Annotated in this window: 13 protein-coding genes; 10 read left to right on the top strand and 3 right to left on the bottom strand. The window is 51.7% G+C overall.

The genetic code is table 11. From position 1 onward, the window contains the following. Positions 1–225: 225 nt before the first annotated feature. Entirely contained in the window at positions 226–1,041 is an 816-nt protein-coding gene (locus tag AC0YNS_RS17365; RefSeq protein WP_475782222.1) for a helix-turn-helix transcriptional regulator, read from the bottom strand. A gap of 189 nt (positions 1,042–1,230) precedes the next feature. Here AC0YNS_RS17365 and AC0YNS_RS17360 point away from each other — a divergent pair, with 189 nt between their 5' ends. The 8 genes from AC0YNS_RS17360 (at position 1,231) to AC0YNS_RS17325 (ending at position 11,061) form a co-directional block, all read left to right on the top strand. Then, entirely contained in the window at positions 1,231–2,181 is a 951-nt protein-coding gene (locus tag AC0YNS_RS17360; RefSeq protein ID WP_475782221.1) for a zinc-dependent alcohol dehydrogenase, read from the top strand. A gap of 1 nt (position 2,182) precedes the next feature. Further along, complete coding sequence (locus tag AC0YNS_RS17355; protein WP_475782220.1) at positions 2,183–3,190, top strand: zinc-binding dehydrogenase; 1,008 nt, start codon at positions 2,183–2,185, stop codon at positions 3,188–3,190. A 576-nt stretch (positions 3,191–3,766) separates the two neighbouring features. Next, positions 3,767–4,783 (top strand): LacI family DNA-binding transcriptional regulator, encoded by a 1,017-nt coding sequence (locus AC0YNS_RS17350; protein ID WP_475782219.1) that lies wholly within the window; start codon positions 3,767–3,769, stop codon positions 4,781–4,783. A gap of 124 nt (positions 4,784–4,907) precedes the next feature. Further along, positions 4,908–5,822 carry a carbohydrate ABC transporter permease gene (locus tag AC0YNS_RS17345; RefSeq protein WP_090986906.1) on the top strand — a complete coding sequence of 305 codons (915 nt, stop codon included), beginning with the start codon at positions 4,908–4,910 and terminating at the stop codon, positions 5,820–5,822. Further along, a complete protein-coding gene (locus AC0YNS_RS17340; protein WP_090986908.1) occupies positions 5,822–6,706 on the top strand; it encodes a carbohydrate ABC transporter permease in 885 nt (294 codons plus the stop codon). The genes AC0YNS_RS17345 and AC0YNS_RS17340 overlap by 1 nt, the downstream gene beginning before the upstream one ends. Before the next feature lie 36 nt (positions 6,707–6,742). Next, entirely contained in the window at positions 6,743–8,038 is a 1,296-nt protein-coding gene (locus AC0YNS_RS17335; protein WP_475782218.1) for an ABC transporter substrate-binding protein, read from the top strand. Positions 8,039–8,152: 114 nt separating this feature from the next. Further along, positions 8,153–10,159, top strand: a complete 2,007-nt coding sequence (locus AC0YNS_RS17330; RefSeq protein ID WP_475782217.1) for an alpha-galactosidase — start codon at positions 8,153–8,155, stop codon at positions 10,157–10,159. 116 nt (positions 10,160–10,275) lie between these two features. Then, positions 10,276–11,061 (top strand): transglutaminase domain-containing protein, encoded by a 786-nt coding sequence (locus tag AC0YNS_RS17325; protein ID WP_475782216.1) that lies wholly within the window; start codon positions 10,276–10,278, stop codon positions 11,059–11,061. A gap of 452 nt (positions 11,062–11,513) precedes the next feature. On the opposite strand, the gene AC0YNS_RS17320 is transcribed toward AC0YNS_RS17325, so the two are convergent. Beyond that, entirely contained in the window at positions 11,514–11,903 is a 390-nt protein-coding gene (locus AC0YNS_RS17320; RefSeq protein WP_475782215.1) for a hypothetical protein, read from the bottom strand. Between the two features lie 171 nt (positions 11,904–12,074). Beyond that, complete coding sequence (locus tag AC0YNS_RS17315) at positions 12,075–13,253, bottom strand: conserved virulence factor C family protein (protein ID WP_475782214.1); 1,179 nt, start codon at positions 13,251–13,253, stop codon at positions 12,075–12,077. A gap of 197 nt (positions 13,254–13,450) precedes the next feature. Here AC0YNS_RS17315 and AC0YNS_RS17310 point away from each other — a divergent pair, with 197 nt between their 5' ends. Together AC0YNS_RS17310 and AC0YNS_RS17305 are read left to right on the top strand one after the other, a co-directional pair. After that, positions 13,451–14,377 carry an MBL fold metallo-hydrolase gene (locus AC0YNS_RS17310; protein ID WP_475782213.1) on the top strand — a complete coding sequence of 309 codons (927 nt, stop codon included), beginning with the start codon at positions 13,451–13,453 and terminating at the stop codon, positions 14,375–14,377. Between the two features lie 72 nt (positions 14,378–14,449). Next, on the top strand, positions 14,450–16,072 hold the full coding sequence (locus tag AC0YNS_RS17305) for an ABC-F family ATP-binding cassette domain-containing protein (RefSeq protein WP_475782212.1): 1,623 nt from the start codon (positions 14,450–14,452) through the stop codon (positions 16,070–16,072). The last annotated feature ends 195 nt before the right edge of the window (positions 16,073–16,267 follow it).

The raw sequence follows: 16,267 nt of genomic DNA, 5'->3' as shown, positions 1-16,267 counted from the left end.
TGGGGATACATCGCACCAAAATTCGGAATAGCAAACAACCCTCACTGATGCTTAATAGAAAGTAGCTGATCTAGAGGTCTATATTGGCGGAAATACGGGGAAATGGGAGAAAGTAGCTGATCTAGAGGTATAGCGGCAACTGATGGTGCTCATGAGTCAGCGCGAGGCTGCTGGGAGTCGGGAATCCGACTCCCAGCAGCAATGCCTTAACAAATTCTTACCCAGTCAAGTCCGCGCCGGCTTTCGCCACTCGCTTGGCGACACGCCGAATTGTTTCTTAAAGGTCCGGCTGAAGTAATGAATGCTCTGGAAACCGCATGCCTGTGAGACATGCTGTACGGTCATATCCGAATGCAGCAGATACTGGGAGGCGGCCGCAAGCCGGAGCTCGTTTAAGTAACTGAATGGTGTCTTTCCGGTATGCTGCCGGAAAAGGCGCACGAGATACGAGGGATTGTAGTGGGTATAATCGGCGATTGTCTGCAGCGAAATCGATTGTGGGAATACCGATTCCAAGAAACGCAGCACCTCTGTGACGAGCATCTCACCCGAGGAGTAGCTGGGAGACTGCGGCGTCAATGCCGTGATATTAGGGATGAACACAAGCAGTTTGTGCAGATCGGATAGGAGCGCTTCTTGAAAAATAGCCGGGGCAAGCGAGGTTTCCGCCATCATCAGCATCCGGACTGCCTCAAAAGCAGCACGAAGCGCCGGATAAGGCGCACTGCTCCAACTAATGTCCGATTGCATGCTGTTCCAGCGATAAATCAGATCAACACTCGGCAGCGCAGCGGCATCCTCTTCATGGAATTCAACAAACCAATAACATAGTCGATGTGATCGCTGAACCAGCTGATGGGGCGTATTCGGTAAAATAACAAATAAGGCAGTTCCGTCAGCATGATATGTCATCCCCGACCATTCCAAATCAGCTTCACCCTCTGTAATGCAGAGAAGCTCACCATACGGATGTACGCCCCCGGCGCGGCTGCCAATACCGCCTTCAACTGCAGCTAAGCCATGTTTTCGGATCCTCACCATATGCCCCCGTTCTCAACATGTCAATGATGTGCAAATCATATCATGCACCACAATGCCCGTAAACGGTTGAATTTCATTGCATTACCTCCACCATCACTATGGAGTGCAAAGACATCCTTCTTGTAAGCGCTTATCCTAAGAAGTAGCAGGACCAGCTAAATATGGCTAGTCCGTAAGGAGATGACGCACATGAAAGCGATACAGATTACAGGCGTTGACCAGTATGAATCCATTGAAGTGCCGGTTCCCGAAATCAAGGATGATCAACTGCTAGTTCGCATCCATCTTGTAGCAACCTGTCCTCGCTGGGATTTGCATATGATGGGCGGCAAGGATATGTTCATCCAGAATCGCCAGCCGGATTATCCGCTGCCCCCGGGCTTCCCTGGACATGAAGCGGTAGGTGTGGTGGAGGCAGTCGGCGCGAGCGTACAGGGCTTCGCTCCCGGTGATCGCGTAGTGGCGCTGGAGCATGTATCGCCAGGCTTTGGCGCGTATGCAGAATACATGGCTTACCGGGAAAACGACCTGTTGAAGCTTCCGGACAACATCTCGGATAAGCGCGCGGTTTCGTCGGAGCTGCTCAAATGCGTCATGTATGGACTAGATCAGTTTGATGATATGCAAGGCAAGACGATGTTAGTTGCAGGACTTGGGCCTGCAGGTATTTTGGCGATGCAGCTCGCTTCACATTGGGGAGCAAAGGTGACGGCGATCGATGTGAATAGAGAGCGCGTTGATTTCGTAAATGGGCTGTCCCTGAACGGCGAAGCAGTACATGCGGATGATCTCGGAGATCGTAGATTCGATCTTGGATACGATTGCGTGGGCTATGCAGCATCGGTGCAAAACGTGCTTGATCGTACCGACGAACATGTGATCATATTCGGCGTGCTGAAGGGCAATATTACGTACCCAGAATCGTATTGGTTCAAAGGAACAAAGCTGGAATCTTACCGCTATCACCCCGTTACGAAGCGGGACCGACACTTGCTGCTGGATGCACTAAGCAATCCTGCCTTCAACACGGAATGTCTGCAAACGGTGGAGCTCTCTTTCAGGGAATACAAAGGCGGCGTCGAGCTTCTTAAAACGCAGCAAGCAATCAAGATTTGCTTCAACCTGCAGGAGGGTTTTTAATATGAAAGCATTGGCAGTCGTATTCGAAACAAAAGAAGTGGTGAGCGTTCGGACCGTAGAGGTGCCTGAACCTACTGATCGTGATGTCGTCATTGAGCTCGAATATTCCTGGATCAGCATCGGAACCGAATCGTCTTTCTTCCGTGGGGAGCGTATTTCAGGCGAGGTTCCATACACGGATGGGGGGCCATGGCCTTTCCCGCATGTACCCGGTTATCAGAAGGTAGGGCGTGTTATTTCAACCGGAGCCGCGGTGACTCATGTAAAAGCAGGGGATCGCGTATTCGCATCGGTCAGTAAAGTAGACGGTATGTACTTTGATTTTGGCGGTCACATCAATCCGGCCGTTACAGACGGCTCCCAAGTGTGGAAGCTATCGGAGGAGGGGCCGGAGCCGCTGGCTTACTCCGGTACGGTGCTGACGCAGGTCGGCTATAACTGCGGCATGCGGCCGCCAGTTTCAGAGGGAGACATTGCGGTTGTAATCGGCGACGGGCTCGTTGGCCAATGGGCGGCACAGACGCTGGCTCATCGCGGTGCGCAGGTTTATCTGCTCGGACATCGGGAGGAGAGGCTGAAGCTTGCCGTTGCTGGAGGCTATGCCACTCCGATCAATGGCCATATCAGCGATCCCGCGCAAGTGCTGGAGAGTGAGAACAAGCAGCTCGCCATTGTGATTGACACGGTGGGCAGCCTCGATACCTTCCGCAAGCTGCAGCCGCATATGAAACACGACAGCCACCTCGTTTCGGCAGGCTACCTAGGCGAAGCGGGGATGATCGATATCCAGAAGCTTCGCGAGCAGGAGATCACGCTGCATGCCCCATCAGGCTGGTCGGCAGATCGAATGGCAGCTACGATAGCGGCCATTCGAGAAGGTTGGCTGACGACTGAACAGCTGATCACACATCGGTTTCCTGCAGAAGATGCTGCCGAAGCTTGGGAGCTGATTACTGCCCCGAAAAGCCCATGCCTAGGGGTCATTTTGGACTGGCGGCAGGAGGTATAAAATGTCCTTCAAGGGCTATCTCAAAAGTGTGCACGGCAACTTTTGAGATGGCTCTTATTTATGTTTAACCGGTGGGGAAGAGCGTGCTGGCGAGAATACCAGGGAAGTAGCACCAAGAGAGGTAGCAGGTACCGCACATTGGCGGGAAATCGGCATAGTAGCATCAAGAGAGGTAGTAGGTACCGCACATTGGCGGGAAACCGGCAATGTGCGGTCCTCAGGGCACCACATGATTGGTTGGTTGGTGAATATAGAGAAAGAGTGGCTCTAAGTGTAACTATCCAGCGGAAAATCTGCGGGAGTGGGGAAAGAGTAGCCCCCAGGGCAACACATCACATCAGCAGTTAGTCGGCGAAACTAGCAAATGAGTAGCTCTCAGAGCAACACATCAGCGACAAGCCACCGAATCTAGCAAATGTGTAGCTCCCAATGCAACACATCAGCGGCGAATTAACGTACAAGCAGCCGGTCGTTCCCCGCGTTTGTCCCCTAATTTTGCTCTTGCAAACGCTGTCATTTTGACCTATACTGAGTCCATAATCAACCCGAAACGTTTCGATAGAGGATGTGCAAGTTGTGACCACCATTAAAGACCTGGCTAAAGCAACCGGATTGTCGGTTACGACTGTATCAAGAGCGCTTAACGGATACAGCGACGTCAATGAGGAAACGCGCAAGAAAATTAAGCAGGCTGCCGAAGAAATGAATTATCGACCAAGCGCTGCTGCCAGAAGTCTGGTGATGAAGAAATCAAGAACGATCGGCGTCATCATCTCGGATATTAACCGGGAAGGCGTCAAGGATGCGCTCGCCTACGAGATCTTGTGCGGCATTAATGACCGCTCGACGATGCTCGATTACGATATTCTGCTATTCAGCACGAGCTCGAAGAAGCAGCTGAAGAAATCCTATTCGGATCTGTGCAGGGAGCGCGGCGTGGACGGTGCAATTGTGTTCGGCTTACGGGTGAATGATCCGTACCTGGAGGAAATTGTGAGCAAAGCCGATTACCCGTGTGTGCTGATCGACATTCCGGTCGAGAGCAAGAACGCAGGCCATGTTACAACGGACAATGTGTACGGGGCAACGCTTGCGGTCAATCATCTGCTTGAGCTAGGGCATCGTAAGATCGCGATGATCAACGGCCATAACGAAGCGGCAGTCAGCATCAGAAGGCTGCAGGGCTACAAGCAAGCATTGGAGAAAGCCGGAATCCCTTACGATCCGGAACTCGTCTTCGACGGCAACTTCTCAGAAGACGGCGGCTGCGAGGCGATGTATCGCATCCTGCTCAATCATCCCTACGTAACGGCGGTGTTCTCGGCGAGTGACTTGATGGTACTCGGCGCGCTCCGCGCAATGGAGAAGCTGAAGCGGCAAGTCCCGCAAACGTTGTCCATCGTCGGCTATGACGACATCCCGGTAGCTGCCTACTGCTCGCCGAAGCTGACAACTATCCGTCAAGATAAATACGAGATGGGTTACCAGGCAGCGCAGCTCGTCATCGATATGATGGAGAACCGCCAAATGGACCGCAAAATCGTATTGCAAAATGAATTAATTATCCGCGAGAGCACGAGAGCGATACCTTAGGAAGCTAGTAGTAGGGAGCGAATTGAGGAGAGCAGCAGCGCTCTTTTTCAGATGGGCATCCGAAACGTTTCGGAAAACCGAAAATAAGTTTAATTCCAATCGATCTTGGAGGTGAACGACGAGTATGAACACAAAGAAAAGATGGTGGACCCGGTCCAGACGTGAAGCGCTCGACGGTTACGTGTTTATGAGTCCTGCGATACTCGGCTTGTTATTCTTCATGCTGGGACCAATCGCGGCATCTGCCTACTTCAGCTTTACGGACTACGATATTCTGAGCACGCCTAGATGGGTCGGACTGGACAATTATATCGAATTGTTCAAGGACTCCTTGTTCTGGCAATCGCTTAAGGTAACGATGATCTACTCCGTCGTGAGCGTACCGCTGGGACTCGTCGTTTCCTTGGCGCTGGCACTTCTGCTTAACAAGAACATTAAGGGTATCTTCTTCTTCCGAACGATTTTCTACTTGCCTGCGGTCATGTCGGGTGTTGCGGTTGCCTTGCTGTGGAAGTGGATTTTCAATCCGGATTTCGGGTTAATCAACTGGGCCATCAGCTTAATCGGTTTCGAGGGACCGAAATGGTTCATCGATGAACAGTGGGCACTGCCGCCGATCATTATTATGGGACTATGGGGCGTTGGCGGAAGCATGCTGGTCTATCTGGCCGGCCTGCAAGGCATTCCAACGGATCTCTATGAGGCTGCGGAGATTGACGGAGCGAACAAACGGAAGCAATTCCGGCATATTACGCTGCCTATGCTCTCACCTGTTATTTTCTTCAATTTGATTACCGGCATTATCGGAGCGCTTCAAGTATTTACGGAAGGCTTCATCATGACGGCAGGCGGGCCGAACAACGCTACGTTGTTCAGCGTGCTGTACTTATATCGTAATGCTTTTGACTATTTGCAAATGGGTTATGCGTCCGCGCTGGCCTGGGTGCTCTTCCTCATCATTCTGGCGTTCACGTTAATCATCTTCAAATCATCGCCGATGTGGGTCTTCTACGAAGGGAACAGGAGGTCGGGAAAATAATGAACACGATCACACAAACAGATGCGCCTGTCCGTAGAAAGCTCTCTCGCAGTCAGTCAGAGCTCATGTCCAAACTATTCAGCTATCTGCTGCTCTGCATCGGCTCCATCATTATTCTGATTCCATTCGCGTGGATGCTGTCTACTTCATTGAAGCTCAAAGCGGACGTCTACATCTTCCCGCCGCAGTGGATCCCGCAGCCGATGCAATGGCATAACTACGTGGAAGCTTTTACAACCTTTCCGTTTGGCTTATATACGAAGAACTCGCTCTTCATTGTCGTATTCGTCATGATCGGAACGCTGTTCTCTTGCTCCTTCGCCGCGTATGGCTTCTCGCGGCTGAATGCGCCCGGACGCAACTTCATCTTCCTCGTGCTGCTGGCGACGATGATGCTGCCGAGCGCCGTAACGATGGTGCCGATTTATCTGTTCTTCAACAAGCTGGGCTGGGTGGATACCTTCCTGCCGCTCATCATTCCTGCATGGTTTGGAAGCGCCTTCTTCATCTTCATGATGCGGCAGTTCTTCATGGGTATCCCCTACGAGCTCGAGGATTCGGCGCGAATCGATGGATGCAACACGTATGGCATATGGGCGCGGATCATGGTTCCGCTCAGCAAGCCGGTGCTTGTTACGGTAGGCGTGTTCACGTTCATGGGGACTTGGAATGATTTTATGGGGCCGCTCATTTATTTGACGGATGAGAATAAGCGTACATTGGCGCTGGGTCTGTCCTACTTCCAAGGCTCTGCAAGAAGCGCACCTGATCTTCATCTCCTGATGGCTGCATCGCTTTATGCGATCGCTCCATGTGTCATTCTGTACTTCCTTTGCCAGAAGATTTTCGTCAAGGGCATGGTATTTACCGGCGTTAAAGGTTGACAACCATAACGTAAAACAGAGAAAAGAGGGATCTGTATGTTTCGCAAACGTAAGCTGGCTTTAGTAATGACGCTCGTCATGGCACTGTCCACGGTCTTGTATGGCTGCGGCGGGAATGACAACGGCAACACAGGCAGCAAGGATGAGAAGGTTGAACTCAATTTCATCCGTTGGTCGAACGGCCCCGCTTTAGATGAAGAAGAGAAAGATAAAGTGAAACGCTTTAACGATACACACCCGAACATTCAAGTAAAAATGACGCTCCTGCCTTGGGACGAAACGTTCAAGAAAATCGAGATGTCCCTTGCTTCGAACTCGCCTGTAGATTTGTTCTACTGGGATGTGCCTGCCTATGCCTGGTACAAAAAAGGACTTATGAAAAATCTTCAGCCATACTTCGACCGCGATCTTAAGATGGCCGACTACGACGAGAAGTTGTTCGAGCCGTTCAAATTTGATGGCAGCAACATGTATGTTGCACCGGAAAACTATCAAACGCTAGTCATGTACTATAACAAAGACTTGTTCGACAAAGCGAATGTCGCATACCCGAACGAGAACTGGAACTGGGATGATTACCTCGCGGCCGCTCAGAAGCTGACAATCAAAGAAGGCGACAAAACGGTGCAGTTCGGCACGAGCATGTCCCTTGGCGCATGGTGGGGCTGGATGGCGCTTAGCCAAGAGCAAGGCGGGGCATTGGCACCGAACATTCACGATCCGGAGAAGCTGACATTTAATACTCCGGAGACGAAGAATGCGCTGCAATACTTGCAGGATCTGATCTACAAGCATCATGTTGCGCCGGATGCGGCACAATCGAGTGCCCTTGGCGGCGACTTCTTGACAGGCAAAATTGCCATGTATGTTGGCGGTGACTGGGATCTGGGTAACCTCAAAGAGAAGAAGGACCTGCACTGGGATATGGCGCCAATGCCGAAGTGGGAAGACAAACGTGTCGTTCCATACTGGATGGGCGGTTATGCGATGACGGAGAAGTCGAAGCACCCGGATCAAGCATGGGAATTCATTAAATGGACGATGACCGAGAACCAAGAAACGCTGGCGAAGCAGCAATCGTGGATTCCAATCAACAAAACAGCACTCTCGAAGGTGGAAACACCGGCATGGGCGCCGGAAGGCTACCAAACGGCTCGCTTCGACTGGATGAAATACGGCAACATCGGCGATATCTATCACCTCAGATGGCGTGAAGCGCAAGATAAAGCGATTACGCCGCTGGTCGATCAAATTTTTGCAAACAAGATAACAGTCGACGAAGCGCTGCAGAAAATGGATGAGCAAGTGAACGAAATTATTTCGAAGAAATAGGGAAGAGGAGGCTGTGCTTTAAAGTAGAATTTCTACTTTAAGGTGCGGCCTTTTGCTTGCGGTTGAAGAGATAGGCGCAGTTGTTGCAATGACATAACTAGGAGCGTGTACTAGGTGAATAGATTGGCGCAAGTGATTGCTGGGACGGATTTTGCGGTAGTTGTGAATAGCCTGAGGATTGATGGTCAAACGGATGGTATTCGATCAATAGGGACAGAAGAGAGAGCTGCGGCAGATGGTGCGCTGCATAACGTGTCCATCTATCATTATGGCGGCGCGCTGGATTTGGTCATAGAAAGTCATGTGTTGGCTTATGAGAAAACCTCACTGGTGGAGCGTTGGGTATCGGTGCGTAATGAAGGAATGGAATCCGTGACCATTGAACGAGTGGACTCCTTCCGGCTGCGGCTTCCCGAGGATTCGTGGACGCTAATGCACTACAAGAGCGAGTGGGGAGCCGAGTTCGAACCGGTTCGCATGCTGCTGGCGGATGAGGATGTTATTTTGCAAACAAGGCAAGGACGCTCGTCGAAGGACATGCACCCTTGGATGAGTCTCATAGGGATTGATGGCGACTTGTTAACGGTATCGCCGATGTGGTCCGGCAATTGGATTTTGCGCTGTGAACGAGCTGAGGTGAGCGAAGAAAGCGCAAGACGTAAGCTTTTTGAAGTGAGCGGGGGGCTGAATGATTGGGAATTCGCCAAAGTGCTGCAGCCGGGACAAACCATGGAGGGCATTCATGTCGCCATTGCGGCAGGAAGCGGCGGCGAGCTTAACAGTACGTCAATCCAATTTGCTCGAGTGGGACGCAAGCATTGGTATGTGAGCAATGAATTCTCCCGTTCTCTCCCGGCAGAATGGAATCATTGGTGGAGCTACGAGGACAAGACGATTAACGAGGACGTATTCCGTGCCAATGCGGCTGAAGCGGCGAAGCTCGGCATTGAAATTTGTACGCTGGATGCCGGTTGGTTCGGGCCATCTGAAGCAGCTTCAGAATGGTTCGAGAACCGAGGTGATTGGGAAATGGTGAATACGACGCGTTTTCCAAGCGGCATTCGTGCGTTGTCGGATTACGTGCATGAGCTCGGGATGAATTTTGGACTGTGGTGCGAGATCGAAGCGCTGGGCAAATCCGCGCATTTATCGAAGCGCCATCCATCCTTCCCCGCACGCAGAGATGGAGAGCAGCTTGGTTATCTCTGCTTTGGCAATCCGGAAGTAGAGGAGTGGGCTTTAAGCACATTGGATGGTTTGATCGAAGGCTACAACTGTCAGTGGATCAAACTGGACTTTAACTTGGATCCGCAAGCGGGCTGTAATTGTACCGACCATGGTCACGGTGCCGGAGACGGACTATTCGAGCATTACAACGGTTACTATCGGATGCTCGATCGCGTTCGTGCTAAACATCCTGAGGTGATTTTGGAAAACTGCTCCTCCGGCGGGCTTCGTATTGATCTCGGGATGATGAGTCATACCCATACAACCTTCTTAAGCGATCCGGATTGGCCGGAGCATAGTCTGCAAGTTTTCTGGGGAGCAACTACGATGCTGGCGGCGGATGTCTGCTTGCACTGGAGCTATTCCGAATTTCTATGGAATTATGAGAAGCAGCAATTTCACCCGAATTCACCCGATTTGAAGTCCTATCAATTCGACTATTATACGCGAATTGCGATGCTTCGCGGCTTCGGCATTTCGCAGAAGCTTCCGCAGATGCCGGAGTGGATGAGTGAACGGCTTGCGCATCACATTGATGTCTACCAACAAACGGTGAAGCCTTTTGTCCGCTCGGCTGATATGTATCGGTTGACCGGGCAGCCGGTAAGAGGCGGCCTTGGCGATTGCTGGTCTGCTTTTCAATACAGTCAACAAAGCGGTGAGGAGCATTTGCTGTTCGTGTTCCGTCTGCCCGGCACAGAAGCGACTCGTTCGATTCACATGCAGGGACTGGACGCGGCTGCAGCCTATCAACTGACGTACCTATCCAGCGAGAATCATGAGGAACCGGTAGTGCGTACAGGGGAGCAATTGATGACAGAGGGCATTCTTTTCAGCGGGCTGGAGATTGAAGAATCGGCTTTATTGACGCTTAATAGAGTTACGGTTGTGTAATATCGAAAATCGAACTAATTTCCCATATTTTCCTTCTTTGCTTTATTCCATCCATTCCACTTTGCTATAATGGATTTAGGTAAGCCAAGAGGCAGGTAGAAGGGAGTCAAATGGACATGCACCGATTGATGATACGATTGGCCCTCGTCTCTTTGATTCTGTTCGTGGGACTTGGTTCGGATTTTCGAGAAATTAAAGTCGTCCAAGCGGCATCGAATAGCACGACACTTCAAGAGCTTAAAGCAGAAATATTGCAGCAGCTGCTCGAGCAGAAGCCGGAAATCTCCATATCCTACGATGGGAATCGCACAGCGTTGTCCGAGCAATTCCCGATGCTTATACGCGATACCTTCGCGGCCGACGATTATATTGCCTATATTGTGGATTCGTATCTCTATACGATTCGCACATGGGGCACGAATGCGAAGATTAAGCTGACCATTACCTATCGTGAGACAGCAGAGCAAACGAGACGCGTGGATCAATTAATTGCTCAAGCATTGCCTTCGATTGTCGTGGACAAAATGGATCCGCTCGAGAAGGTGACCTACATTCACGATTGGATTGTGAAGCATGTGGCGTACGATACAACGCTGCAGCGATACACGGCGATGGATGCGCTTGAAACTGGTACGGCCGTCTGTCAAGGGTACTCTCTGCTTGCCTACCGTATGCTGTCGCATGCAGGTGTGGAGTCGAGAATCGTGGAAGGCAAGGTGAATTCCGGAAGCCATCTTTGGAATTTGGTACGCCTGAATAACGGCTGGCATCATATGGACGTGACTTGGGATGATCCGCTTCCGGATCGGCCCGGTGAAGTCAGTCGTACGTATTTCTTGAAAAATGATCGCTTCATGAAGCAGGATCACAGCTGGGATAAAGCGTATCCGATGACGCGATAGCGGGTTCAGCGCGAGAAACAAGTAGGGGCTTTCCCACCGCAAATTCGTTTGATTGAAATAAAGGAGCTAAGCATCTGAAAGTGCTTAGCTCCTTTTATTTGTGGCATCCATCGTGGCCTGGTGCGGACTGCGGGTAACAGGCAACGGGCAATAGGCAACAGGCAATAGGCAATAGGTAACTGATAGCTGCTAGATTCCTGGCGCTTTTGAGACAGATTACCGCTAGATCGGCGCTACTCTATGGCCGCCCTCGCGCCTTTTCTGAGAAATGTTGCATTACATGCAATATAATCGGAGATTCGGCATTAAATCGGTTGATATGTTGCACTTTATGCAACATTATCGTCTCCATATCACGATTTGGGCCTCAACTTCTGAGAAATGTTGCAGTTTATGCAACATAATCGGAGTTTCGGCATTAAATCGGTCGATATGTTGCACTTTATGCAACATTATCGTCTCCAAATCACGATTTGAGCAACACCCACAACCACACCAATACCCGCACCAACACCGACATCGACATCGACATCGACACCGACATCAATACCCGCACCAACACCGACATCGACACCAATACCCGCACCGACACCGACATCGACATCGACACCGACATCAATACCCGCACCAACACCGACATCGACACCGACACCAATACCAATACCAATACCAATACCAACACCGACATCGACACCGAAATCGACATCGACACCAACATCGACACATACCAATACCAACACCGACACGGACACCGACACGGACACCAACACCAACACCGATACCGACACCGATACCAACACCGACACCAACACCGACACCGACACCGACACCGATACCGACACCAACACCAACACCAACCGATACCAACAATAACACCAAAGCCGAAGCCGAAGCTAAAGGTTAAAGGCTAAAGCTAAAGCTAAAGCTTATCCTAAAGCCAGAGCCGAAGCTAAAGCCAGAGCCAAAGCCAAAGCCAAAGCCAAAGCCAAAGCCGAAGTTAGCAGACCAAGTAATTAAGGTTGTGGTTTGCTACTTCTTTGTGCTGTCATCTGCTGCCAGACCGATCCGGCAGCTTCCTCGCCGCGCTCGATTCGTTCCAGGGCGATGCGCGCCTGCAGGCTGACCTCGAATTCCGGGTCAGCCGCAGCTGCTTGCAGCGCCTCTGCCGCGGAGTCGTCGCCGACTTCATAGAGGAAGCGTGCGGCCCGCCAGCGGACGAGCTTGTTGCGGTCGCGCAGCGCTTCGATCATGGCTGGGATCGCGGCGGGGTCGCCAAGATCCGATAGCGTGTCGCCGGCGGTGCGCCGCACGGACGCGGAAGCGTCGCGCAGGGCCGCGATGAGGAGCGGCATCGCCTCCGGCAGGCGCAGCTCGCCCAGATAGACGACGGCCAGTCTCCGGATGGAGACGTTGTCGTCGGATATGGCTTGGGCGAGCAGCGGGAGCATCGCCGGCTCCGGCGCCGTGCGCGAGAGCGCCTCGTAGCGCACGCTCCACTCCGGCGATGCGAGCCGCTCGGCGAGCTGCTCTGCCGACAGCGGCGCAGGCCGCGCAGCCGGGGCCGCCGGCGCATCGGCAGGCGCGGCGCCGAGCGCGATCGCCGCCGCGATAAGTTCCTCGAGCCGCTCCTGCGGATAAGCGGCTTCAAGCTCGCGCACGAGCTCCGCTGCAATCTCATCGGGCTCGCCGTAGCGGACCCCGAGCTCCTCCAGTATTCGCTCGCGAATCATCGAAGAGGCGGCTGCCCGCGTCACCGCCTCCGTGAACTGCGCGGGCAGCGCCGCACGCGCTTCGCCGCCGGGCGTGCGTACGCGCACCTGCATCGGAATGCCCCGATACAGCTGCACGAACGCGTGCGCCTCGCCGAAGCTCTCTGCGCCGGGCACGGCTGCGCCAGTGCCCGCGCCAGAGCCTTCGGCCGAGCCGGCCTCATCGCCGCTCACGAGGATGCGCCGAGCTTCGGCTAGAATCCGCTCCCAGTCCGCCCCCGGCTTCCGGTCAAGCGCGATAAAATCCGTCGTGCGGAACAAGCCGCGCACGCCGTCAATGCGAAGCAGGCTGCGCAGCGGTTCAGCCGCACTGTCGGCATCACTTAGGGCAAGGCTAAAGCGCTGCCCGGAAGGAAGCTTCTCGTTCACATTCAATTTCATTGTATTTGGACTTGGCGTCGGTTCAATACCAAGTAATTTCATATGGTTTTCCCCCATTCCCGTTCATTGTTAGACTATATTGTAAACCATTTGGCAAGGGTACCACAATTGAAATTCAAACTGCTGAACGCTGTTTGCGTAATCGATTTAAGCTTGGTATCTTTGAAAATAGAGAATGGTTGTATCATGCAGCCGTATAGAGACAGGTAACTGACAACACGACGGGAGACGTGAGCACCATGCGGTTTGAAAATATGAATTCGGAAGCCGTACCGAAGACGTTCAAGGAAGTCAGACAATGGCGCCGGGAACGCGCAGGCAAAATCAAGCACAAAGATTATTCCTATACCGTCCCGACCGCAGATCCGGACTTGATTTATTTGCATTCCAATTCGGCTGAGCCATCGTTGACATGGATCGGCCACTCTACATTTCTAATCCAGCACGCTGGTCTTAATATAATGACCGATCCGATTTGGGCCGAGAAGCTTGCGTTGCAACGCCGTCTGTCTACGCCGGGTCTCGCGATTCAAGATGTACCGCCAATCGATGTCGTATTAATTTCTCATTCTCATTATGATCATCTTCATATGAAATCACTCGAACAGCTCAAAGGCAGCAAAACGTTGATCGTACCTGTCGGGCTGGCAAATAAGCTGCGTCGCAAAGGCTTCTCCTCCATTATTGAGCTCGAGTGGTGGCAGTCGGCTTCAATCAGCGGCATTACGTTTACTTTTGTACCGGCACAGCACTGGACACGCCGTACCTTGACGGACACGAACAAGTCGCACTGGGGCGGATTCATCATCGAATCTGAACTGGCGCCTACGGTATATTTTGCCGGGGACAGCGGGTATTTCGACGGTTTTACACAAATTGGAAATCGTTTCGATATCGATGTTGCGCTGATGCCGATCGGTGCTTATGAACCGGAATGGTTCATGGGACAGCAGCATGTGACGCCTGAGGAGGCGCTGCAAGCCTTCCTCGATGTGCGTGCCAAGCGGTTCGTTCCGATGCATTACGGCTCGTATAAATTAGCCGATGACACACCGCGTGAAGCATTGGATCGACTGGAGGCAGAGAGCAAGCGGCTTTCGCTGCCGCGAGGAACCGTTATGATCCTGCCTCATGGGGAAACCGTTCGATTAAATGATAACAAGTAGGCAATCCTTCGCGATTTTATGCTATAATGGTGTGATGAGTAGAACTTTTAGTGAAGGACGGGATTGTTTACAATGATTAGTACAAGCGGCATAACGCTTCGTTTCGGTAAGCGTGCGCTATTTGAAGATGTAAATATTAAATTTACGCCTGGCAACTGCTACGGCTTGATTGGTGCAAACGGCGCAGGCAAATCGACGTTTCTGAAGATTCTTTCCGGCGAAGTAGAGCAAACGAGCGGCGAGGTTCATATTACACCAGGCGAACGCTATGCGGTCCTGAAGCAGAACCATTACGAATACGATGATTTCCTCGTACTCGAAACGGTTATTATGGGTCACAAGAAGCTATATGAAGTCATGAAAGAGAAAGACGCGATCTATGCGAAAGCGGAATTCACCGATGAAGACGGCATGCGTGCAGGCGAATTGGAAGCGGAATTCGCAGACATGAACGGCTGGGAAGCGGAGTCCGAAGCAGCAGGTATGTTGAACGGTCTCGGTATTACGCCGGATCTGCATGACAAGAAAATGGCTGAGCTTTCCGGTAACGAGAAAGTCCGCGTGCTCTTGGCACAAGCATTGTTCGGTGAACCGAACATTCTATTGCTCGATGAGCCTACCAACCATCTTGACATGCAATCCATCGGCTGGCTTGAGGATTTCCTCTCCCGCTATGAAGGCACTGTCATCGTAGTATCCCATGACCGTCACTTCTTGAACCAAGTATGTACGCACATTGCTGATATCGATTTCGGCAAAATCCAGATGTATGTCGGTAACTACGACTTCTGGTACGAGTCCAGCCAATTGGCGCTGACGCTCATGCGCGATAACAACAAGAAGAAGGAAGACAAAGTCAAGGAGCTGCAAGCGTTCATTCAACGTTTCAGCGCGAACAAATCCAAATCCAAGCAAGCGACTTCCCGTAAGAAGCTTCTTGACAAAATCACGCTTGATGACATTCGTCCATCGAGCCGTAAATATCCGTTTATCAACTTCAAGCCGGAGCGTGAGGCAGGCAAACAATTGCTGCTGACGGAAGGCTTAACGAAGGCCGTTGACGGTGTGAATCTGATCGACAACCTGACGATCTCAATCAACAAAGGCGACAAAATCGCACTTGTTGGACCGAACACGTTGCCGAAAACGATCCTATTCCAATTGCTTACAGGCGAGTTGGAGCCGGATGCAGGTACGTTCCAATGGGGGATTACAACGACACAAGCGTATTTCCCTAAAGAAAACTCAGCATATTTCGACGGTGTAGATACGAACCTGGTCGACTGGCTGCGCCAGTATTCGAAGGATCAAGATGAGAGCTTCATCCGCGGCTTCCTTGGCCGTATGCTCTTCTCCGGTGATGAGGCGCTTAAGAAAGCAAGCGTACTATCCGGGGGCGAGAAGGTTCGCTGCATGCTGTCCAAGATGATGCTGTCCAGCTCGAACGTTCTTCTTATGGATGAACCGACGAACCATTTGGATCTCGAATCCATTACGGCGCTTAACAATGGCTTGATCGACTTCGATGGAACGCTGATCTTCACATCGCATGACCATCAGTTCGTTCAAACGATTGCGAACCGCATTATCGAAATTACGCCTAACGGTATAATCGATCGTATGATGTCCTACGATGAGTACCTCGAGAGCGCTGAAGTTAAAGCGATTCGCGAGCGTATGTACCCAGCCGAATAGTCTATATCCATTACATCGCGCATATATGACGAAAGGACTGACCGAGATGCTTCTCGGCAGTCCTTTTTTGCTATGTGATGCGATATATGTTCTTGCGCACTTGTCCGGCACATAAACTATAGCAATAGCCTATTGTAGGGTTCTGTCGTTTATTAGGACTTTGGATGTGCATGACCAGTTAGGGCGGTTTATGTT

This window comes from Paenibacillus sp. J22FR21 (assembly GCF_056269135.1).
The sequence above is the reverse complement of the archived record's forward strand: the minus strand, read 5'-3'. Positions and strand labels throughout refer to the sequence as shown.